At 73.8% G+C, this 20,243-nt stretch carries 19 protein-coding genes and 1 pseudogene; 4 read left to right on the forward strand and 16 right to left on the reverse strand.

Annotated features, from left to right (window positions below):
* Positions 1–15: 15 nt before the first annotated feature.
* The 3 genes from QK442_RS02800 to QK442_RS02810 all read right to left on the reverse strand — a co-directional run bounded on the left by QK442_RS02800 (position 16) and on the right by QK442_RS02810 (position 2,779).
* Positions 16–462, reverse strand: coding sequence for an Lrp/AsnC family transcriptional regulator (locus QK442_RS02800; RefSeq protein ID WP_282692156.1), 447 nt, complete (start codon positions 460–462; stop codon positions 16–18).
* 69 nt (positions 463–531) lie between these two features.
* Entirely contained in the window at positions 532–2,232 is a 1,701-nt protein-coding gene (locus QK442_RS02805; protein WP_282692157.1) for a DUF885 domain-containing protein, read from the reverse strand.
* A 49-nt stretch (positions 2,233–2,281) separates the two neighbouring features.
* Entirely contained in the window at positions 2,282–2,779 is a 498-nt protein-coding gene (locus QK442_RS02810; RefSeq protein WP_282692158.1) for an Lrp/AsnC family transcriptional regulator, read from the reverse strand.
* Between the two features lie 60 nt (positions 2,780–2,839).
* On the opposite strand from QK442_RS02810, the gene QK442_RS02815 reads away from it, so the two are divergent.
* The gene (locus QK442_RS02815; protein WP_282692159.1) at positions 2,840–4,051 is read left to right on the forward strand and encodes a PLP-dependent transferase; all 1,212 of its coding nucleotides are present in this window, start codon (positions 2,840–2,842) and stop codon (positions 4,049–4,051) included.
* Here QK442_RS02815 and QK442_RS02820 read toward each other — a convergent pair.
* Positions 3,978–5,366, reverse strand: a complete 1,389-nt coding sequence (locus QK442_RS02820) for a GNAT family N-acetyltransferase (RefSeq protein WP_282692160.1) — start codon at positions 5,364–5,366, stop codon at positions 3,978–3,980. The genes QK442_RS02815 and QK442_RS02820 overlap by 74 nt on opposite strands.
* A 242-nt stretch (positions 5,367–5,608) precedes the next feature.
* Here QK442_RS02820 and cpt point away from each other — a divergent pair, with 242 nt between their 5' ends.
* On the forward strand, positions 5,609–6,142 hold the full coding sequence (gene cpt / locus QK442_RS02825; RefSeq protein ID WP_282692161.1) for a chloramphenicol phosphotransferase CPT: 534 nt from the start codon (positions 5,609–5,611) through the stop codon (positions 6,140–6,142).
* A gap of 185 nt (positions 6,143–6,327) precedes the next feature.
* Here the strand turns inward: cpt and QK442_RS02830 are convergent, their stop codons facing one another.
* On the reverse strand, positions 6,328–7,164 hold the full coding sequence (locus tag QK442_RS02830) for an alpha/beta fold hydrolase (RefSeq protein ID WP_282692162.1): 837 nt from the start codon (positions 7,162–7,164) through the stop codon (positions 6,328–6,330).
* A 254-nt stretch (positions 7,165–7,418) separates the two neighbouring features.
* Between QK442_RS02830 and QK442_RS02835 the strand changes: the two genes are divergently transcribed.
* The gene (locus QK442_RS02835) at positions 7,419–8,159 is read left to right on the forward strand and encodes a GntR family transcriptional regulator (protein WP_282692163.1); all 741 of its coding nucleotides are present in this window, start codon (positions 7,419–7,421) and stop codon (positions 8,157–8,159) included.
* Between the two features lie 49 nt (positions 8,160–8,208).
* On the opposite strand, the gene QK442_RS02840 is transcribed toward QK442_RS02835, so the two are convergent.
* The 4 genes and pseudogenes from QK442_RS02840 to QK442_RS02855 all read right to left on the reverse strand — a co-directional run bounded on the left by QK442_RS02840 (position 8,209) and on the right by QK442_RS02855 (position 12,384).
* Positions 8,209–9,372: an ROK family transcriptional regulator gene (locus tag QK442_RS02840; protein WP_282692164.1), complete on the reverse strand. Its 1,164-nt coding sequence runs from the start codon at positions 9,370–9,372 to the stop codon at positions 8,209–8,211.
* A gap of 92 nt (positions 9,373–9,464) precedes the next feature.
* A pseudogene (locus tag QK442_RS02845) lies at positions 9,465–9,948 on the reverse strand (mismatch-specific DNA-glycosylase).
* 113 nt (positions 9,949–10,061) lie between these two features.
* Positions 10,062–11,504, reverse strand: a complete 1,443-nt coding sequence (gene purB / locus QK442_RS02850) for an adenylosuccinate lyase (protein ID WP_282692165.1) — start codon at positions 11,502–11,504, stop codon at positions 10,062–10,064.
* A gap of 97 nt (positions 11,505–11,601) precedes the next feature.
* Complete coding sequence (locus QK442_RS02855) at positions 11,602–12,384, reverse strand: SGNH/GDSL hydrolase family protein (protein WP_282692166.1); 783 nt, start codon at positions 12,382–12,384, stop codon at positions 11,602–11,604.
* A gap of 65 nt (positions 12,385–12,449) precedes the next feature.
* On the opposite strand from QK442_RS02855, the gene QK442_RS02860 reads away from it, so the two are divergent.
* Positions 12,450–13,469: a maleylpyruvate isomerase N-terminal domain-containing protein gene (locus tag QK442_RS02860; RefSeq protein WP_282692167.1), complete on the forward strand. Its 1,020-nt coding sequence runs from the start codon at positions 12,450–12,452 to the stop codon at positions 13,467–13,469.
* Between the two features lie 25 nt (positions 13,470–13,494).
* Here QK442_RS02860 and QK442_RS02865 read toward each other — a convergent pair whose 3' ends face one another.
* From QK442_RS02865 to bioB, 7 genes are all read right to left on the reverse strand, one after another.
* Positions 13,495–14,514, reverse strand: a complete 1,020-nt coding sequence (locus tag QK442_RS02865) for a hemolysin family protein (RefSeq protein WP_282692168.1) — start codon at positions 14,512–14,514, stop codon at positions 13,495–13,497.
* Complete coding sequence (locus QK442_RS02870) at positions 14,511–15,860, reverse strand: hemolysin family protein (RefSeq protein ID WP_282692169.1); 1,350 nt, start codon at positions 15,858–15,860, stop codon at positions 14,511–14,513. Before QK442_RS02870 ends, QK442_RS02865 begins: the two co-directional genes overlap by 4 nt.
* 211 nt (positions 15,861–16,071) lie before the next feature.
* The gene (locus QK442_RS02875) at positions 16,072–16,497 is read right to left on the reverse strand and encodes a GNAT family N-acetyltransferase (protein ID WP_282692170.1); all 426 of its coding nucleotides are present in this window, start codon (positions 16,495–16,497) and stop codon (positions 16,072–16,074) included.
* A 72-nt stretch (positions 16,498–16,569) separates the two neighbouring features.
* On the reverse strand, positions 16,570–16,914 hold the full coding sequence (locus tag QK442_RS02880) for a VOC family protein (protein ID WP_282692171.1): 345 nt from the start codon (positions 16,912–16,914) through the stop codon (positions 16,570–16,572).
* A 23-nt stretch (positions 16,915–16,937) separates the two neighbouring features.
* Positions 16,938–17,654, reverse strand: a complete 717-nt coding sequence (bioD, locus tag QK442_RS02885) for a dethiobiotin synthase (protein ID WP_282692172.1) — start codon at positions 17,652–17,654, stop codon at positions 16,938–16,940.
* 20 nt (positions 17,655–17,674) lie between these two features.
* Complete coding sequence (locus QK442_RS02890) at positions 17,675–18,955, reverse strand: adenosylmethionine--8-amino-7-oxononanoate transaminase (protein WP_282692451.1); 1,281 nt, start codon at positions 18,953–18,955, stop codon at positions 17,675–17,677.
* Positions 18,956–18,964: 9 nt separating this feature from the next.
* Complete coding sequence (gene bioB / locus QK442_RS02895) at positions 18,965–20,203, reverse strand: biotin synthase BioB (protein WP_282692173.1); 1,239 nt, start codon at positions 20,201–20,203, stop codon at positions 18,965–18,967.
* Between the last annotated feature and the right edge of the window lie 40 nt (positions 20,204–20,243).

A 20,243-nucleotide genomic window follows, 5' to 3' on the forward strand; every position in this document is an offset into this window, starting at 1 on the left:
CGGCCGCCGACGGATTCAGCGGCTGACGGGACGGCGGGGGAGCGGCGAGGAGTAGACGACGCTGGTCGTCACCGAACCGAGCGCGCCGATCTTCCCTGAGATCTCCTCCAGGTGCCGCATGGACCGGGCGGCGACCTTGATCACGAAGCAGTCGTCCCCGGTGACGTGGTGCGCTTCCAGGACCTCGGGCGTGGCGGCGATCAGGTCGTGGAACGGCTTGTAGTTGCCCGTGGGATAACGGAGCCGGACGAAAGCCAGGATGGGGAGCCCCAGCCGCTCGTGGTCGACCACGGCGGTGTACCCCGTGATCACCCCGGCCTCCTCCAGGCGGCGCACCCGCTCGGTCACCGCCGACGGCGACATGGAGACGGCGCGGGCGAGTTCGGCGTAGCTGGCCCGGCCCCGGGCCTGGAGGGCGTCGAGGATCCGCCAGTCGGTGGCGTCCGGTACGTAGTCGTGCATGGTCCGAGCCAACAGGGGTTTCCCCGGCGGATCAAGCCGTCCGCCGGGGAAACGCACCGTGACACGGCGTCAGAGCCGGGAGAGCTCGTCCACGAGGTCGTCCAGGCCCAGCGGCCCCTGGCTCAGCGCCGCCATGTGCCAGCGCTTCGCGTCGAAGGCCTCGCCGTGCGCCTCGCGGGCCCGCTCGCGGCCGAGCAGCCACGCCCGCTCGCCCAGCTTGTAGCCGATGGCCTGGCCCGGCATCGACAGATAGCGCGTCAGCTCGCTCTCCACGAACGCCGGCGGCCGGCTGCTGTGCCGCTGGAAGAACTCCTGCGCCAGCTCCGGCGTCCACCGCTCGCCCGGGTGGAACGGAGAGTCCGCCGGGATGTCGAGCCCCAGGTGCATGCCGATGTCCACGATCACCCGGCAGGCCCGCATCATCTGCGCGTCCAGGTAGCCGAGCCGCCGCTCCGCGTCCGGCAGGAAGCCGAGCTCGTCCATCAGCCGCTCCGCGTACAGCGCCCAGCCCTCCGCGTTGGCGCTGACCATGCCGATGGTGGCCTGGTAGCGGGAGAGGCTGTCGGCGACGTGCACCCACTGCGCGATCTGCAGGTGGTGGCCGGGCACGCCCTCGTGGTACCAGGTCGACACCAGGTCGTAGACGGGGAACCGGGTCTGCCCGTCCACCGGCAGCCAGGTGCGGCCCGGGCGCGAGAAGTCCTCGGAGGGACCCGTGTAGTACGGGGCGGCGGCGCCGCCCGCGGGCGCGATGCGGGACTCCACCTTCCGCACCCGCTCGGCCAGTTCGAAGTGGGTGCCGTCGAGCGCCTCGATGGCCTCGTCCATGAGCTCCTGGAGCCAGGCGCGGACCTCGTCGACGCCCTCGATGTGGGTGCCGTGCTCGTCGAGGTGGGCGAGGGCCTCCCACGGGTCGGAGCCGGGCAGGATCCGGTCGGCCTCGGTGCGCATCTCGCCGAGCAGCCGGTGGTACTCGGCCCAGCCGTAGGCGTACGCCTGGTCGAGGTCGAGGTCGGTGCCGTTGAAGTAGCGGCTCCAGCGGCGGTAGCGCTCGCGGCCCACGGTGTCGGGGGCGTCGGCGATCGCGGGGGCGTACACGTCCCGCATCCAGTCGCGCAGCGAGGCGACGGCGGCGCTCGCCCCGGCCGCGGCCCCGGCGAGCTCCGTGCGCAGCTCCTCGGGCAGCGTGTCGGGCCGGGCCGCGGCGTACTGCTCGAACCAGCCCGGCTCGCCCTCGCCGCCCGCCCAGTCGGTGAGCTGCCCGACGAAGGTGGCGGTGGCCCGCGGCCCGCCGAAGAGCTTGCGCTCCAGGCCGAGCGCGAGCGAGGCCCGGTACCCCTCCAGGGCGGCGGGCACGGCCCGCAGCCGCTGGGCGACGGCCGCCCAGTCGTCCTCGGTGTCGGTGGGCATCACGGTGAAGACGATCCGGATGCTGTGCACCGGCGACCGCATGTTGCTGACCGCGCACAGGCCCTCGTCGGCGTCGTGGACGGCCAGTTCGGCCGTGAGCCGCTCCCGGAGCAGGCGGGCGCAGCGCCGCTCGGCGTCACTCTCCGCGCCCGGGGTCCGCTCGGCCTCGTCGAGCAGGGCGAGGGTCCTGCGGGCGAGCTCGGCCACGGCCTCCTGGCCCGCGGGGGAGAAGTCGGGAAGACGGCCGGCGCTCTCCCGGACTCCCAGGTGGGTGCCGGTGATCGGGTCGAGGGCGATGAGGTCGTCGACGTACGCGTCGGCGACCTGGCGGGGCAGCTTGCTGCGGGAACTCTCTGGCATGTGTCTCATCCTGGTACCTCGATCGGCCTCCCGTCACCCTCGGCCGATGTCACACGGCCGACAAGGACGCCCCCGCACCGGGCGGCATCAGGGGCCCGCAGTCCCACTGCTGGAAGATCAGCCGGGTCTCGACGCGCGCCACCTCGCGCTGCGAGGTGAACTCGTCGAGCACGAGTCGCTGCAGGTCGGCGGGGTCGGCGACGGCCACGTGCACGAGGTAGTCGTCGGGTCCCGTGAGGTGGAACAGGGCCCGGGACTCGGGCAGGGCCCGGATCCGCTCCACGAACGGACCGATCAGTTCCCGCCGGTGGGGCCGTACCTGCACGAGCAGCAACGCCTCCAGACCGCGGCCGAGTTTGGCCGGATCCAGTCGTAGCTGGTGCCCGAGGACGACACCGGTGCGACGGAGCCGGGTCACCCGGTCCAGACAGGTGGAGGGCGCGACGCCGACCTCGGCGGCGAGCTCGCGGTAGGTGGTCCGGGCGTCGTTCTGCAGAAGGCGGAGAATGTGCAGATCGACCGTGTCCAGTACGACAGATTCGGCCATCGGCCGAACGTAGCACGGATTTCGGGTGCTACTTCCCGGTATCCGTTCACAGTGCGGGCCATGGACGCCATGGATCACGCCCCTTCGGCCACCCCGAAGGCGCTCGCCACCGAAGCCGTGCACGCCGGCCGCGAGGACCTCGCCGCGCTCGGGCTGCACGCCCCGCCGCTCGACCTGTCCACCACCTACCCCTCGTACGACGCCCGGGCGGAGGCCGCCCGCATCGACGAGTTCGCCGCCACCGGCGCCCGCCTCGAAGGCCCGCCCGTCTACGCCCGGCTCGACAACCCCACCGTGGCCCGCTTCGAGGAGGCGCTGGCCCGCCTGGAGGGCACCGAGGCCGCCGTGGCCTTCGCGAGCGGCATGGCCGCCCTGACCGCGGTCCTGCTGGCCCGCGCGAGCCAGGGCCTGCGGCACGTCGTCGCGGTCCGCCCGCTCTACGGGTGCAGCGACCACCTCCTGGACGCCGGACTGCTCGGCACCGAGGTGACCTGGACCGATCCGGCGGGCGTCGCCGAGGCGATCCGCCCGGACACGGGGCTCGTGATGGTCGAGTCCCCGGCCAACCCCACCCTTGCCGAGGTCGACATCCGCGCCGTCGCCCAGGCCGCCGGCACGGTCCCGCTCCTCGTCGACAACACCTTCGCCACCCCGGTCCTCCAGCGCCCGGCCGGCCTCGGCGCCCGGATCGTGCTGCACAGCGCCACCAAGTACCTGGGCGGCCACGGCGACGTCATGGGCGGTGTCGTCGCCTGCGACGAGGAGTTCGCCCGTGAGCTCCGCCGTGTCCGCTTCGCCACCGGCGGCGTGCTCCACCCGCTCGCCGGCTACCTCCTGCTCCGGGGCCTGTCCACCCTCCCGGTTCGGGTCAGGGCGGCGTCGGCGACCGCCGCGGAGCTGGTACGGCGTCTGAGCGCCGACCCGCGGATCGCCCGCGTCCACTACCCGGCGATCGGCGGGGCGATGGTCTCCTTCGAGGTGTACGGCGACCCGCACGAGGTGATCGCGGGCGTCCGGCTGATCACCCCGGCGGTGAGCCTCGGCAGCGTCGACACCCTGATCCAGCACCCGGCCTCCATCAGTCACCGCATCGTGCACGAGGGCGACCGCAGGGCCGCGGGCGTCAGCGACCGGCTGCTGCGGATGTCGGTGGGTCTGGAGGACGTCGAGGACCTGTGGCGCGACCTGACCCAGGCGCTCAGCGCTCGCTCCGGTGAGCCGGCTGCTGCGGCCGCTCGGCCCGTCGCGGTGCCGGCTCCAGCCGAGCGGTGATGACCAGCGTCCCCTCCTCGATCTGGTAGTCGAGGGGACGGCCGAGCGCCCGCATCGCCGCGACCATGCCGGTGTTGGACGCCTGGGTCACGGCGTAGACGCTCTCGCACCCGTCCTCCTCGGCCATGGCCACGAGCCGGCCGAGGAGTTCGGAGCCGATGCCGCGCCGCTGCCAGTCGTCCTCGACCAGGAGCGCCACCTCGGTCTCGTCGCCGTCCCACAGCAGGTGCCCGAGGGCGACGAGCCGCCCGGAGGCGGTCTGCACGGCGAGGGTGCGGCCGAACCGCGGGCTCAGCAGATGGCCGAGGTAACGGTCGGCGTCACCGACCGGCCCGTGGTAGCGCAGGCCCAGCGTGCGCGCCGAGCAGCGGTCGTGCATGGCGCGGGCGGCCGGCAGGTCGCGCTGGTCGGCGCGGCGGACCGTGATCTCGTTCCCCTCGGGCAGGGTGAGCACGTCCCGGCCGCGGGGGAGCCGGGGACCGAGCCGCGCGTCGAGCTCGACCAGGGCGCGGGCGCGGGCGAACTCGGTCGGGGTGAAGGGCAGATACGGTCGCTCGATCAGCAGCGTGCCCCCGCTGGGGTCGCGCAGCTTCATCACGGTCTCCTCCAGGACGCCCTCGACGGGCGTCTGCTCCCCGGTCGGGCGGCCGGTCAGGGAGACCGCGGGCACCGAGTGCAGGGTGCACCGGCCGAGCAACTGGCGTAGTGCCAGGGGAAGCTCGGCGGCGTCGAGCGCGGTGCGGGCGGCGAGCCCCAGGACGCGCGTCGGGGTGTCCACCAGGTCGTGGGCGTCGGCGCGCTCGGTCCAGGTGTCGCGCCCGCCGGCCTTCCCGATCTCGCGGGCGAGGTCCCCGGCGGCGAGACCCGCCGGGGCACGGAGCAGGAACTCGTCGACCGTGCCCTCGGTCAGCGGATGCGTCTGCAGGGTGAGGATGTCGACGCCGAGCCGGGCGAGCACCGTGCACAGCGCCGCCAGGCTGCCCGGAGCGTCGTCGACGGTGGTCCTCATCCGCCACAGCACGGTCTCGGCCGGACCGGGGGCGGCTTCCTGCGCGGCCGGGACCGTGGCCGGGGGCGTGGCCGTCGCGGGCGGGGCATGGCTGTGCCTCCGTGCCCACCACGTGTGGAAGCCCGCGGTGGCGATCAGCGCGATGGCCGAGAACACCAGGAGGTAGGGGCCGTCGGGCCCCTTGACGATGGTCTTGGCGATCGTGTCGGCCACCACCACCGCGGTGAACAGGGCCGCGAGTTCGATCAGGTCGTGCCGCCAGTGGTGGGGGCGGCGGCTGCTCTTCGAGGACGTCACATCGGTCATGGCCTCACTCTGGCCCAGAGGTGTTGCGTGATCACGAACGCTTTGTGACTGGCGGGTTAAGTGGCGATCTGGAGGATTTATGACCGGTTCGGACTATTTCTGTCGCGCCCTGATCGGCCCGCCGGCCGTGCCCTGATCGGCCCTCCGGCGGAGCGTGCTCCGAAATCCCTTCGCCCCCGCCACCCCTCGCGCCGTACCCTGCGCAGCGCACCCGTCCGACCTCCGAAAGGCGCGTCCCCGCAGTGAGCACCGACGTCATCGTGTTGAACGGCGGCTCCAGTGCCGGAAAGTCAGGCATCGTCCGCTGTCTCAAGGCGATCCTCCCGCAGCCGTGGATCAACATGGGCGTGGACGACCTGATCGACCGGCTGCCGCCCGCCCTGCTCGACTCGGGGTCGGGCGTCTCCGTCGGGCAGGGCGGAGAGGTCGTCCTCGGCGACGACTGGCGTGCCGTGGAGACCGCCCGGACGAAGGGTGTGGCCGCCATGGCGAGGGCGGGCGCCCACGTCATCATCGACGACGTCTTCCTGGACGGGCGGGCCGGTCAGGAGCGCCTGCGCGGACACCTGGAAGGGCTGAACGTGCTGTGGGTGGGCGTGCGCTGCGCCCCCGAGGCCGCCGCCGCCCGGGAGATCGCGCGCGGCGACCGGGCCCCCGGCATGGCGGCCCTGCAGGCGGAGACCGTGCACAAGGGCGTGACGTACGACGTGGAGGTCGACACCACGCACACCGAGTCGCTCGACTGCGCCCGCGTCATCGCCGCGCACGTGCGCTGACCTTCCCCGGCCGGAGCGGAGCGCGTACGCCACCCGGCGCTCCCGCCCGACGTGGTCCCCGACGGCGCACCGGAAGCGGACCCCGACCGCCGGGCGGTCTCCTGTCCGGAGCCGGAGCCGGAGCCGGAGCCGGAGCCGGAGCCGCGCCCGGTACCGGTCTGCCGACCGTCCGGCGGTCGGCGGGCTCAGCCGGCGGCGCTGCCGTCGAGGATGACGCGGGCGACGAGCGCGGGGTCGTCGTTCATCGGCACGTGGCCGCAGCCGGGCAGCCGCACGAGCCGCGCGCCGGGGAGGGCCCGTTTGGCACGCACACCCTGACGGGGCGGCAGCAGCCGGTCCCGGGTGCCCCAGGCGACGGTGACCGGTAGCGACGGGAGGTCGTCGCGGAAGAGGGCGTCCCGGCCCGTGGCGAGGGTCTGGTGGAAGCCGGTGGCCCCGCGCAGCGCGAGCGTCTCGGCGACCACCGCCTCGGGTGAACGGCGGCCGGGCCGGGCGTAGATCGTGCTGGTCAGGACGGTGCGGCCGGCCGCGGTCCGGGAGAGCCGCCCGATGAGGGGGACGGACAGGGACCGGGCCGCGCCGCGCATGGCCCGCAGGGTGCCGAAGGCGTACCGGCGCTCGCTCTCCGACCAGAACCCGGCGGGGGAGAGCGCGGTCACCGAGCGGACGGCCTTCTCGCGGCCGAGCTGGAGGGCGAGCAGTCCGCCGAGCGAGTTGCCCGCCACGTGCGGGCGTTCGGCGCCGACGGCGGCGCAGAAGGCGGAGAGCACGGGCGTGACGGTCGCCAGGTCGTAGGCGCAGTCCGGCGGGAGCCCGTCGGACGCGCCGAAGCCGGGCAGGTCCACGGCGATGACATCGCGTTCGGCGGTCAGGACGTCGAGGACCGGCTCCCATGCCTGCCAGTGGTGTCCGATCCCGTGGAGCAGGAGCAACGGCTCGCCCGCCCCCCGGCGTTCGTACGTCAGGGAGGCGGTGCGGCGGCCCCGCGGGGTCTCGAACGCGAACGTGATCCGTGCCGGCATGGAAGCTCCCTCGCCCCTCTTCGTAGACGTTCCGTCAGCAAGCATTACCGGCCGGTAGTCACGGGGCAAGAGCCACGGCGGTGCGAACGTCCTGTGAACGATCAAGACCGGAGGGTCATGATTCCGGGCGTTCGGCCGAGGATTGGTCTTGACCAAGGTGGGGGCTCGCCTTATGGTCGCAGGGTTAGTGCAGGAACCTTTAATAAACAAGGGCGCGGAAACGCCGCGGGACACGGCGAATTGCGGAGGACAGGGTGGGGACCACGCAGCTGGGATCGGTGCAGGAACCGAAGTACCAGCACCTCAAGACGGTGATCGGCGAAGCTCTCGACTCCGACTTCGCGGTCGGCGAGATCCTGCCCAACGAGCGCGAGCTCGCGGCCCGCTTCGGCGTCGCCAGGGCCACGCTCCGCCAGGCCCTGGAGCAGCTGGAGCTGGAAGGACGCCTCCAGCGCCGCCGGGGCGTCGGCACCACGGTCGCGCCGCCGCGCGTCGGCGTCGACGTCTCCACCACGCAGCAGGCGTGGCCCGGCGTCGGGGACGACGCCTGGGAGGCCCAGGACTCCGTCCTCGGCACGGCGCCCGCCGCCGTCGCGCGTCTCCTGGACACGCCGGCCGGCGAGGAGGTGCACCTGGTGCGCAGGCTGCGCATCGGCGAGGGCCAGGCCGTCGCCGCCGAGCTGCTGTACGTCCCCGCCTCCGCGGTCGCGGGACCCGCCGCCGACGACGCGCCCGCCGGACCCGCCCGTGCCCGCGCCGTGCTGCGCGAGCTCCAGCACCTCGCCCTCGACGGCCAGGACCGCTCGGTGGAGCTGGGCTCCGCGCGGGCCGAGGACGCCAAGGAGCTGGACCGCCTGCCGGGTTCGCCGGTCCTGGTCGTGACGACCCGTTACCTCTCCGGTGGCCGTACCGCGGCCGTCTCCGTCGCCACCTACCGCGCCGACACCTGCCGCCTCACCTTCGGGGGCTCCGCCGACCTGGCGATGGCCTCCTGACCCGGATCCGACCCGGTCCGGTGCACCCGGCTCCCCAGGGGGCCGGGCGTCAGCCCTGGCGCCGGCCCGTCACCCGGCCCTCGACCGCGAACAGCTGCTCCTCCACGTGGTCGAGGGCGAGCCGCAGGGCGCCCGTGCCCACGGCCGCCTCGCCGAGCAGCGAGAGCACCACCCGCGGCGGGCGGAGACAGAAGCGCGCCAGTTCCTCGCGGAGCGGCTGCAGCACCCCGTCCAGGCCGGCCGCCCAGCCGCCGACCACCACGAGCTCCGGGTCGAGCGCGAGGACGAGCGCGCCGACGTCGTGCACCAGCCGCTGGATGAACCGCTCCACGGCGGCCTGGGCCCGTACGTCCCCCTTCTTCGCCAGCGCGAAGACCTCCGTCACCGCCTGCTCGTCCAGCGGGGGCAGCGGTTCGTCGGTCGTCGACAGCAGGTGCTCCGGCGTCACGCCGCGCCCCAGCAGGTGCAGCGCGCCGATCTCGCCCGCCGCGCCGCCGTAACCGCGGTGCAGCCGGCCGCCGATCAGCGAACCGGCGCCGGGGCTCAGCCCGGCGAGGACGAAGACGATGTCGTCGGAGTCGGTCGCGGCACCCTTCCAGTGCTCGGCGACGGCCGCCGCGTTGGCGTCGTTCTCCACGATCACCGGGCAGCGGAAGGAGCGGCGCAGCCGCTCGCCGAGGGCGAGACCGGTCCAGCCGGGCAGCGCGGTGCCGAGCCGGACCGTTCCGTCGGCCTCGACGATGCCGGGGGTGCCGACCCCGACCGCCCGCAGGTTCGACCGGGGTACGCCGGCCCGCCGCAGGACGTCCGCGACCACCGTGCGGACCTTGTCCAGGCGTTCGTCCTCGGGCGCGGTCTCCGACACCTCGCGCGCGCCGGCGCCGATGATCCGGCCGTCGAGACCGGAGAGGAGGGCGGCGACGCGGTGCGGACCGATCTCGATGCCGAGCAGATGACCGGCCTCGGCGCGGAAGCGGAACCTCCGGGCGGGCCGGCCCTGGCGCCGGGTCTCGCCCTCCTCGGGCGCGGCCTCGACGACGAGACCGCCTTCGATGAGTCCCTCGACGACGCCCTCGACGGTCGGCCGGGACAGGCCCGTGATCCGGGTCAGGTCCGTGAGCGTCAGCGCGTCGGAGCCGCGCAGCGCATGGAGTACCACCGCGGAATTGATCCGCCGGAGTAGCGACGGATCCCCGCCGGTCAGCCGCCCCACCGTGTGTCCTCCCAGCTCGTGCCCGTCTGAGCGGATGGTACTCAATGGTTCCGGAGGCGGCGAGGTCCGCCCCGGACCGCGTCCGCCGCCGGTCACGCCTCTGCCGTCGCGACCGGCAGACCGGCGGCCTCGCGCAGGCGCGCGTACTCCTCGGCCATCGTCCGCGCCGTCCAGTGCGCGTTGAGCCCGCTCGGATTGGGCAGCACCCAGATCCGCGTCGTGCCGATCGTGCGCTCCTGCGGCCCGATGGCCGCCCTCGGTTCGCCGAAGGCGGTGCGGTACGCGGTGACGCCGACGACCGCGAGCCAGCGGGGCCTCAGCCGCAGGACCTTCTCGGCGAGGACACGGCCGCCCTCGACGTACTCCTCGCGGCTCAGTTCGTCCGCGCGCGCGGTCGGCCGGGCGACGACGTTGGTGATCCCGAGCCTGTACGAGAGCAGCTCGCCCTGCTCGTCGGGGCGCAGCAGCCGCGGGGTGAAGCCGGACAGGTGGAGCACCGGCCAGAACCGGTTGCCGGGGCGGGCTGGGGGTCCCCCCGGACGGAGTCTGGGGGAGGTGGCCGGTCGCGGCGGTCATCAGGCCCGGGTTGATGCCGCAGAAGAGAACGGCGAGGCCGCCCGCGGCCACGTCGGGGACGACGCGGTCGCGGGCGGCCTCCAGTTCCTCGCGGGTGAACCGGCGGGTCCGGGTCAGAGGATCGCCCCGGGGGTGTACGCGGCGGCCTCCGGGTGCTGCTTGACGAGCTCCTCGATCCGGGACACCACGGTGGCGACCTGGTCGGCGGCGGCGCCGGTGAAGGAGAGCTTGTCCGCCATCAGCCCGTCGAGCTGCGCGCGGTCCAGCGGGATGCGGTCGTCGGCGGCGAGCTTGTCGAGCAGCTCGTTGCGCTCGGCGCCCTGCTCGCGCATGGCGAGGGCCGACGCCACCGCGTTCTCCTTGATCGCCTCGTGGGCGAGCTCGCGGCCCACACCGGCGCGCACCGAGGCCATGAGGACCTTGGTGGTGGCGAGGAAGGGGAGGTAGCGGTCGAGCTCGCGGGCGACGACGGCCGGGAAGGCGCCGAACTCGTCGAGCACGGTGAGGAAGGTCTCCAGGAGCCCGTCGAGCGCGAAGAACGCGTCCGGCAGGGCCACGCGGCGCACCACGGAGCAGGACACGTCGCCCTCGTTCCACTGGTCGCCGGCGAGCTCGCCGGTCATCGAGGCGTAACCGCGCAGGATGACCATGAGGCCGTTGACGCGCTCGCAGGAACGGGTGTTCATCTTGTGCGGCATCGCGGAGGAGCCGACCTGGCCGGGCTTGAAGCCCTCGGTGACCAGCTCGTGACCGGCCATCAGACGGATCGTCTTGGCGATCGAGGACGGCCCTGCGGCCAGCTGCACCAGCGTGGTGACCACGTCGTAGTCGAGCGAGCGGGGGTAGACCTGGCCGACCGAGGTGAAGGCGTGCGCGAAGCCGAGGTGCCCGGCGATGCGCTGTTCGAGCTCGGCGAGCTTGCCGGCGTCGCCGCCGAGCAGGTCGAGCATGTCCTGGGCGGTGCCGACCGGGCCCTTGATGCCGCGCAGCGGGTAGCGGCCCAGGAGGTCCTCAAGCCGCGCGTAGGCCACGAGCAGCTCGTCCGCGGTGGTCGCGAAGCGCTTGCCGAGGGTGGTGGCCTGCGCGGCGACGTTGTGCGAACGCCCCGCCATGACCAGCTCGCCGTACTCGGCGGACAGCTTGCCCAGACGGGCGAGGACGGCGACCGTACGGTCCCGCACCAGCTCCAGGGAGAGGCGGATCTGGAGCTGCTCGACGTTCTCCGTGAGGTCGCGGGAGGTCATGCCCTTGTGCACGTGCTCGTGGCCGGCGAGGGCGTTGAACTCCTCGATGCGGGCCTTCACGTCGTGCCGGGTGACCTTCTCGCGCTCGGCGATGGAGCCGAGGTCGACCTGGTCGAGCACGCGCTCGTAGTCGGCGATCGCCGCGTCCGGGACCTCGATCCCGAGGTCCTTCTGGGCACGCAGCACGGCGAGCCACAGCTGCCGCTCCAGCTTCACCTTCTGCTCGGGGGACCAGAGGACGGCGAGCTCCGCGGAGGCGTAGCGGCCGGCCAGGACGTTGGGGATACGGGGCTTCACAGTCGCAGCAGTCACGTGTCCGGATTCTACTGGTGATTTCTGCAGGCCAGCGCCGTGGCCCGGGCTGGAGCTTGCTACGAGACGCAGCTCACCCGGCCGCGCCCGCGACCGCTCAGGCCTCGGCGCGCGTCTCGTACGGCAGCAGCTCGGGCCGCTTGGGCGGACGGCCGTCGCCGGACGAGCGGCCGGTGAGCCGGCGGCCGATCCACGGCCCGAGGTGCTCCCTCGCGAACCGGGCGTCCGCGACGCGCCGGGTCACCCAGCCCGGCCGCACGCCGGGGGGCAGCGGCGCCCGCCAGTCCTGCTCGGGCGCGAGCCCCAGGCTCTGCCACACGGCCTCGGCCACCCGCCGGTGGCCGTCGGCGGTGAGGTGCAGCCGGTCCACGTCCCACAGTCGCGGATCGCCCAGGACCGGCGCCCCGTACAGGTCGACCACGAGGGCGCCGTGCCGGGCGGCCAGCTCGTCGATGTGGACGAACAGCTCCTCCATCCGGGGGCGGAAGCGCTCCATCACCGGCCCGTTCCGGCCGGGGCTGCGCATCAGGACGAGCTGCCCGCAGGAAGGTGTGAGGCGTTCCACGGCCTCGGTCAGGAGACCCTTCACCCGCCCCATGTCGACCTTGGGGCGGAGGGTGTCGTTGAGCCCGCCGACGAGGGTCACCACATCGGCCTTCATCCCCGCCGCCAGGGCGACTTGCTCCTCGACGATCTGCCCGATGAGCTTTCCGCGCACGGCGAGGTTCGCGTACCGGAAGCCCGGCGCGCGCGCCGCGAGCCGGCCCGCGAGGACGTCCGCCCAGCCCCGGTAGGAGCCGTCGGGCCTCAGGTCCGACATACCCTCGGTGAAGCTGTCCCCGACGGCGACGAGACTGTTGTACGTGGCATTGATCTCCATGGCGGAGCCGATCATACCGCGCGGTATGCGCGGGTGCCGTGGAGAACCCGGGAGGGGAAACCCAGATGAGCGACGCGCTCCTGAACGCCCTGGCCGAGGCGCTGGCCGGGCTTGTGACGGCGGTCGAGACCAGCGACGAGGAGGTGCTCGACCCCGACACCGCCGTGACGTGGCTGGAGGACACCGGACACGTCCTCCGCGGACTCGGGACCGCGGACCGGCACGCCCTCGACGGCCTCTTCCGCGAGGTCGCGCTGCGGCAGCCGCCCGGCGCCCGGCGCGAGGAACTGCTCAGGGTCTCCGGCGGCTTCGGACTCGACGAGGACCCTCACCTCGCGGCCGTCGACGCCGTCGCCGACCACGCCCGGCGGTACGCGGACACCGTCCGCGGCGCCGATCCGGCGACGCCCGTCCCGACCTGCCCCGGCTGGAACCTCGGCGACCTGACCCGCCACCTCGGCACCCTCCACGGCTGGGCCGAGCACCTCGTGACCGCCCGCCCCGCCACCCGCGTCCGCCCCGCCGACGTCCCCCTCGACCCGCCGGCCGACCCCGCCGCGTACCCCGGCTGGTTCGCCGCCCGCGCCGAGGCCTTCACCGCCGCCGCCCGCGCGGCCGACCCCGGCGCCCCGGTGTGGTCGCCGGGCGCCGACCCGCACGTACGCCACTACCCGCGCCACCTCCTCGCCGAGACGCTCGTCCACCTCGCCGACGCCGAGATCGCGCTCACCGGAACGGCCCGGCCGCTCGACCCCGGCACGGCCGCCGACGCGCTCGACCACTTCCTCATCACGGCCCCCCACATCCCGTGGATCGCCGAACCGCTCGCCCATCTCGACCGCGACGGCGCGGTCCTGCGTCTCGCCGCGCGCGACAGCGGCGCCGTCTGGACGGTGATCCTCGGCGGGGGCGGCTTCGCCTGGAGCCGTGGGAACGGCGCCGCCGCCCCGACAGCGGAGATCACGGCGGACACCGGCGACCTGCTGCTCCTGCTGCACCGCCGCCACGCCGCCGACGACCCCCGCCTCACCCTCACAGGCGACCGCGACCTCCTCGACGACTGGCTCGCCGCCGCCGCGCTCTGACCCCACAGGGAGGCGGAGCGCGGCGTCACGGCCCCGTCGGGCGCCCCACCAGCTCGCGGAGCACGTCCTCCATCGTCACCAGACCGGCGAGCTTGCCGCCGTCGTCGAGCACGGCGGCCAGGTGGGTACGGCTGCGGCGCATCGCCGTCAGCACGTCGTCCATCGGCGTCGCCGCCCGCACGCGGGCGATCGGACGCAGCGCCGACACCGGGAACGGAAGGTCGCGCGGGGTGACGTCCAGGGCGTCCTTCACATGGAGGTAGCCCAGGATCCGGCGGTCGGAGTCCACCACGGGGAAGCGGGAGTAGCCCGACTGCGCCGACAGCGCCTCCAGCTCCTCCGGCGTGGTGCCCACCTGCGCGTACGTCACCTTCTCCACCGGTACGACCACGTCCCGCACCGGCCGGCGGCCCAGCTCCAGGGCGTCGTGCAACCGTTCGGTCGCGCGGTCGTCGAGCAGTCCGGCGTCGCTCGCGTCGGTGACCATCCGGGCCAGCTCGTCGTCCGAGAACGTCGCCGTCACCTCGTTCTTCGCCTCCACCCGCAACAGTCTGAGCAGGCCGTTCGCGAAGGCGTTGATCGTGAAGATCACCGGCCGCAGGGCGCGGGCCAGGGCCACCAGCGGCGGACCGAGGAACAGCGCGGTCTTCGCCGGCTCGGCGAGCGCGATGTTCTTCGGCACCATCTCGCCGAGCAGCATGTGCAGATAGGTGGCCACGGTCAGCGCGATCACGAAGGAGATCGGGTGGACCAGGCCGTGCGGCACCCCGACCGCGTCGAAGACCGGCTCCAGGAGGTGCGCGATGGCGGGCTCGGCGACGATGCCGAGCACCAGGGTGCACAGCGTGATGCCGAGCTGCGCCGCCGCGAGCAGCGCGGAGACGTGCTCCAGACCCCAGACGACGCTGCGGGCCCGCCGGTCACCGGCCTCGGCGAGCGGCTCCATCTGGCTGCGGCGGACGGAGATCAGGGCGAACTCGGCACCGACGAAGAAGGCGTTCAGGACCAGCGTGAGCAGGCCGATCAGCAGCTGGATCGCGGTCATCGGAGCGTCTCCCCGGTCTCGTCCCCGTCCTGCCCGTCCTGGGGGTGCGGCGCGTGCAGCAGCACGCGCGCGGCGCGGCGCCCGGAGGCGTCGACGACGTCGAGCCGCCAGCCGCCGAGCTCCACGCGGTCGCCGACGGCCGGGATCCGGCCGAGCTCGGTCGCGAGGACGCCGGCGAGGGTCTCGTACGGCCCGTCCGGCACCTTCAGGCCGATGCGTTCCAGCTGGTCGGTGCGGGCGGCGCCGTCGGCCGACCACAGCACGCGACCGTCCTCGTCCTCGCCCGCCCGCGCCAGGTCGGGGGTCTCGTGCGGATCGTGCTCGTCGCGCACCTCGCCGACGACCTCCTCCACGATGTCCTCCAGGGTCGCGACCCCGGCCGTGCCGCCGTACTCGTCGATGACGACGGCCATCGTCTGCTTGCCGGAGAGCCGGTCGAGCAGCTTGTCGACGGTCAGCGTCTCGGGCACGAGCAGCGGTTCGCGCACGATGTCGCCGACGCGGCGCAGCCGCCGCTCGTCGGCCGGTATGGCCAGGACGTCCTTGATGTGGGCGGTGCCCACGACCGTGTCGAGGCTGCCCCGGTAGACGGGGAACCGGGACAGGCCGGTGGCGCGCGTCGCGTTCGCGACGTCCTCGGCGGTGGCCTGCACCTCCAGGGCGGTCACCTGGACGCGCGGGGTCATCACGTTCTCGGCGGTCAGCTCCGCCAGGTTCAGGGTGCGGACGAACAGCTCGGCCGTGTCGGCCGGCAGCGCGCCCTCCTTCGCCGAGTGGCGTGCGAGCGCCACCAGCTCCTGCGGGGAGCGGGCGGACGCCAGCTCCTCGGTCGGCTCCATGCCGAGTCGGCGCAGGATCCGGTTGGCGGTGTTGTTGAGGTGGCTGATCAGCGGCTTGAACGCGGCCGTGAACACCCGCTGCGGGGTCGCCACGACCTTGGCGATCGCGAGCGGCGAGGAGATCGCCCAGTTCTTGGGGACCAGCTCGCCCACCACCATGAGGACCACGGTGGAGGCGGCGGTGCCGAGGACCAGGGCGACCGAGGAGGCCACCGAGGGGGAGAGGCCGAGCGCCTCGACCGGGCCCTTGATCAGCTCGGCGATGGAGGGCTCGGCGAGCATGCCGACGACCAGGTTGGTCACGGTGATGCCGAGCTGGGCGCCGGAGAGCTGGAAGGTGAGCGACCTGACGGCCTTCAGCGCGCCGGCCGCGCCGCGCTCGCCGCGCTCCGCGGCGGCTTCGAGCTCGCTCCGTTCGACGGTGGTCAGCGAGAACTCCGCCGCCACGAACGCGCCGCACGCGAGCGAGAGCAGCAGCGCCACCAGGAGCAGAAGCACTTCGGTCATCGGGTCACCTCCGTCCCATGATCAGTCAGCGGGGCACGGAGCGCGCGATGTCGGCCGCCGGAATCGGGACCGGTGCTCTGGCGCGGAGAGGCACCAGTACTACTGGGAGGCTCGCCCATGGACGGACGGTCACACCTTTCGGTCGTCTTGCCCGACTCGGTCGTCCCGATCGGGGATCCCATGGTAAAGGACCGGCAAAACAGCAGGCCGATCACCTCGTGAACGGCTTCACCCAGCGGCGCCAGGAGTCCTGCCGCTCGTACCCGGCCGCCGCCCACACGTGGTGCGCCCGCTCGTTCGCCTCCAGGACCATCGCGTCCGCGCGGCGCCCGCCCAGGGCGGCGAACCGTTCCTCCGCCGTCTTCAGGAGCGCCGTCGAGATGCCGCGCCGACGGTACGGGGGGAGCACCGCGAGCCGGTAGAGCGAGGCGCGCCAGCCGTCCCAGCCGGCGATCACGGAACCGACGATCCGGTCGCCGTCGACGGCGAGGAGCAGCGCCTCGGGGTCGCGGTCGAGGAGCCGCTTCACCCCGTCGACGTCGTCGGAGATGGAGGTGCCCTCGGCGGACTCCCGCCAGAAGGCGAGCACGGACTCGGCGTCGGAGGGCGCGGCGGCACGGATGCGTATGTCGATCATGGCCGGATCCCATCATGCGGGTACGGCCGCCGCCAGCACATTCCGCACCGTGGGACCCACCCCGTCCTTCCGTCACCCCGTCACGAAGCAGAACTCGTTCCCCTCCGGATCGCGCATCACCTGGAAGGAACCCTGGGCGTCGGTGACGAGACCGCCGACCCGTACCGCGCCGAGCGGCGAGACCCCGTCGGCCGCCTCCTCGGGATCGGCCACCTCCAGGTCCAGGTGCATCCGGTTCTTCACGGTCTTGCCCTCGGGCACCCGCTGGAAGGCGAGCCGTACGAAGCCGGGCGGGTCCACGTACGACCAGTCGGGGCTCCGGTCGACGGGCTCCCCGCCGAGGAGCGCCGCCCAGAAGCGGACCAGGGCGGCCGGATCACCGCAGTCGAGAACGAGCTCCTGTACGTGTGCGCGCATCCCCTCACTCTACGGAGGGACCCTCAGGCCCCGACCGCGCGCGCGAACGCCGCCGCGTCCCACGTACCGCCGAGCGCGGGGGCGAGCCAGTCGGGCGCCGCGGCGCGGAAGGCCGCCGGGTCCAGCGCGCCGGACCCCTCCGGCACCGCGCCGAGCAGCGGGGCGCCCGCCGCCTCCGGCAGGTCGGCCAGATTGCACCGGGCCGCGAGGTCCGGCCCCGCCGGCCAGCTGCCGACGACCACACCGAGCTGCCCGATGCCGCGCGCCCGCAGCGCCTCCGCCGTCAGGGCGGTCGAGTTCAGCGTGCCGAGACCGGCCGGCGCCACCACGAGGACGGGCGCGCCGAGCAGCCGGGCCGCGTCCGCGAGCGTGCCGCCGTCCTCGTCGAACCGGACGAGCAGCCCGCCCGCGCCCTCGACGAGCACCAGGTCGTGCTCCTCGGCGAGCGCGCGCGCCGCCTCGGCGACCCGCCCGGCGCCGACCGGGGCCATGCCCGCGCGCCGGGCGGCCGTGCCCGGGGCGAGCGGCTCCGGGTAGCGGGCCAGTTCGGCGGCGGTCTTCGCGCCCGAGAGCCGTACCGCCTCGTCGGCGTCGCCCCGCTCCCCGGGCGCGAGCCCGGTCTGGGCGGGCTTGAGGACCGCGACCGAACGGCCGGCGGTGACGGCCGCGGCGGCGACGGCCGCCGTGACGACCGTCTTGCCGATCTCCGTCCCCGTCCCGCTGACGACGACGATGTTCATGCTGTTCCTTTCCGTTCGCGTCAGCCCGCGGCCGCGGCGGCGCGCACCGCCGCGCAGATCCGGGCCAGGTCGGCGTCCTCCGTCACGTACGGCGGCATCGTGTACACGAGGTCCCGGAACGGGCGCAGCCACACGCCCTCCCGGACCGCCGCCCGCGTCGCCGCCGCCATGTCGACCTCGTGGTCGAGCTGGACGACGCCGATCGCGCCGAGCACCCGCACGTCGCGGACGCCCGGCAGGCCACCGGCGGCCGCGAGCCCGTCGCGCAGCCCGCCCTCGATCCGCTTGACCTCCTGGGCCCAGTCCTGCGAGAGGAGCAGGTCGATCGAGGCGCAGGCGACCGCGGCGGCGAGGGGGTTGCCCATGAACGTCGGGCCGTGCGCGAGCACCGGCACCTCGCCCCGGGAGATGCCGTCGGCGACCGCGCTCGTGCACAGCGTCGCCGCCATCGACAGATAACCGCCCGTCAGCGCCTTGCCCAGGCACATCACATCGGGGGAGACCCCGGCCCGGTCCGCCGCGAACAGCGTGCCCGTCCGGCCGAAGCCCGTCGCGATCTCGTCGAAGACGAGCAGCACGCCGTGCGCGTCGCACGCCTCGCGCAGCACCCGCAGATAGCCGGGGTCGTGGAAGCGCATCCCGCCCGCGCCCTGCACCACCGGCTCCACGACCACCGCGGCCAGCTCGTCCGCGTGCCGCGCGATCGCGGTACGCAGCAGCTCGGCGTACGACTCCTCGTACGCGGCCGGCGGCGCGTCCACGAAGACCTGCCGCTGGAGCACCCCCGACCACAGCTGGTGCATGCCGCCCTCGGGGTCGCACACCGACATCGGCTGCCAGGTGTCGCCGTGGTAGCCGCCGCGCCAGGTCAGCAGCCGCTGCTTGCCGGGGCGGCCGAGCGAGCGCCAGTACTGGAGGCACATCTTGGCCGCGACCTCGACCGAGACGGAGCCGGAGTCGCTGAGGAAGACGTGCCGCAGCGGCTCGGGCGTGATCTCCACGAGCCGGGCCGCGAGGCGTACCGCCGGCTCGTGGGTGAGCCCGCCGAACATGACGTGGCTCATCCGGTCGAGCTGACCGCGCGCCGCCTCGTTGAGCACCGGGTGGTTGTAGCCGTGCACGGCCGACCACCACGAGGACATGCCGTCGATCAGCTCGGACCGCCCCTCGGCCGGCTCGGCGAGGCGCAGCCGCACCCCGGACGCCGAGGCGACCACCAGCGGCTCCGTACGGCCCGGCATGGGGCCGTACGGATGCCACACGTGCGCCCGGTCCAGGGCGAGGAGTTCGTCGTTGCGCATCGTCACCCGTTACGCGTTCGGCGCGAGGTCCGTGCCGGCGCCGCGGCGGCGCACCGCCACCAGGTCGGTCCGCGCCTCCGAGGTCTCGGCCGGCGCCTCCGCGTGACCGCCGCACGGACCGCAGCCGCCACCGGCCGCCGCGTCCGCGTGCGAGCCGCAGCCGCCCCCGGCCGTGTCGGCGTGCGAGCCGCAGCCGGCCGCCGCGCCGGAACCGCAGCCGCCGCCCGCCGCGGCGAGCGCGTCGGCCCGGTGCTTCGGGAGCGTCGTCGTGCCCGCGCCCTCCACCTCGAAGCCCGCGTCCGCGATCATGTCGAGGTCGGCCTTGCCGGCCTGGCCCTCGCTGGTCAGGTAGTCGCCGAGGAAGATCGAGTTGGCGATGTGCAGCGCCAGCGGCTGCATCGACCGCAGATGGACCTCACGGCCGCCCGCGATCCGCACCTCCACGTCGGGGCAGACGAAACGGACCATGGCCAGGATCCGCAGGCAGCGCTGCGGGCTGAGGTTCCACTCCTTCGCCAGCGGCGTGCCCTCGAACGGGATCAGGAAGTTGACCGGCACCGAGTCCGAGTCGAGCTCGCGCAGCGCGAACACCACGTCGACCAGGTCCTCGTCGGTCTCGCCCATGCCCGCGATCAGGCCCGAGCAGGCCGAGAGGCCCGCCGCGTGCGCCTTCTGCACGGTGTCCACCCGGTCCGCGTAGGTGTGGGTGGTGGTGATCTCGCCGTACGTGCCCTCGGAGGTGTTGAGGTTGTGGTTGTACGCGTCGGCGCCGGCCGACTTCAGCCGCTCGGCCTGGCCGTCGGAGAGCAGACCGAGGCAGGCGCACACCTCCACGCCCTCGTTCTGCTCCTTGATGGCCTCGATGGTCCTGCCGACCCGCTCCACGTCCCGGTCCGTCGGGCCGCGGCCGCTCGCCACCAGGCAGACCCGCTTGGCGCCGCCCGCGATGCCCGCCGCGGCCGCCTCGGACGCCTCGTCCGGCTTCAGCCAGGTGTACTTGAGGATGTCGGCCTTGGAGCCGAGCCGCTGCGAACAGTACGAGCAGTCCTCCGGGCACAGCCCGGACTTCAGGTTGACGAGGTAGTTCAGCTTCACCCGCCGTCCGAACCACTGACGGCGCACCTTGCCGGCGGCCGCCACCACATCGAGCAGTTCGTCGTCGGAGGTCGCCAGCACGGCGAGCGCTTCTTCACGGGTCGGCGACTCGCGCCGCAGCCCCTTCTCCACCAGCGTGTTCAGCAGGTCCATAAAGGGTGATCCTTGCCTACGGCAGGCCCCCCGGCCAAGG

It is taken from the genome of Streptomyces sp. CC208A, from assembly GCF_030010625.1.
Classification (GTDB): domain Bacteria; phylum Actinomycetota; class Actinomycetes; order Streptomycetales; family Streptomycetaceae; genus Streptomyces.

Excerpts from the sequence above, each read along its gene's own strand:
- QK442_RS02880 (WP_282692171.1), bottom strand. The coding sequence starts at position 16,914 with ATGCGCGCACACGTACAGGAGCTCGTTCTCGACTGCGGTGATCCGGCC.
- QK442_RS02810 (WP_282692158.1), bottom strand. The coding sequence starts at position 2,779 with ATGGCCGAATCTGTCGTACTGGACACGGTCGATCTGCACATTCTCCGC.
- QK442_RS02855 (WP_282692166.1), bottom strand. The coding sequence starts at position 12,384 with ATGGAGATCAATGCCACGTACAACAGTCTCGTCGCCGTCGGGGACAGC.
- QK442_RS02830 (WP_282692162.1), bottom strand. The coding sequence starts at position 7,164 with ATGCCGGCACGGATCACGTTCGCGTTCGAGACCCCGCGGGGCCGCCGC.
- QK442_RS02815 (WP_282692159.1), top strand. The coding sequence starts at position 2,840 with ATGGACGCCATGGATCACGCCCCTTCGGCCACCCCGAAGGCGCTCGCC.
- QK442_RS02860 (WP_282692167.1), top strand. The coding sequence starts at position 12,450 with ATGAGCGACGCGCTCCTGAACGCCCTGGCCGAGGCGCTGGCCGGGCTT.
- QK442_RS02805 (WP_282692157.1), bottom strand. The coding sequence starts at position 2,232 with ATGCCAGAGAGTTCCCGCAGCAAGCTGCCCCGCCAGGTCGCCGACGCG.
- bioB (WP_282692173.1), bottom strand. The coding sequence starts at position 20,203 with ATGGACCTGCTGAACACGCTGGTGGAGAAGGGGCTGCGGCGCGAGTCG.
- QK442_RS02875 (WP_282692170.1), bottom strand. The coding sequence starts at position 16,497 with ATGATCGACATACGCATCCGTGCCGCCGCGCCCTCCGACGCCGAGTCC.
- QK442_RS02820 (WP_282692160.1), bottom strand. The coding sequence starts at position 5,366 with ATGACCGATGTGACGTCCTCGAAGAGCAGCCGCCGCCCCCACCACTGG.
- QK442_RS02800 (WP_282692156.1), bottom strand. The coding sequence starts at position 462 with ATGCACGACTACGTACCGGACGCCACCGACTGGCGGATCCTCGACGCC.
- QK442_RS02870 (WP_282692169.1), bottom strand. The coding sequence starts at position 15,860 with ATGACCGAAGTGCTTCTGCTCCTGGTGGCGCTGCTGCTCTCGCTCGCG.
- QK442_RS02865 (WP_282692168.1), bottom strand. The coding sequence starts at position 14,514 with ATGACCGCGATCCAGCTGCTGATCGGCCTGCTCACGCTGGTCCTGAAC.
- QK442_RS02890 (WP_282692451.1), bottom strand. The coding sequence starts at position 18,955 with ATGCGCAACGACGAACTCCTCGCCCTGGACCGGGCGCACGTGTGGCAT.
- bioD (WP_282692172.1), bottom strand. The coding sequence starts at position 17,654 with ATGAACATCGTCGTCGTCAGCGGGACGGGGACGGAGATCGGCAAGACG.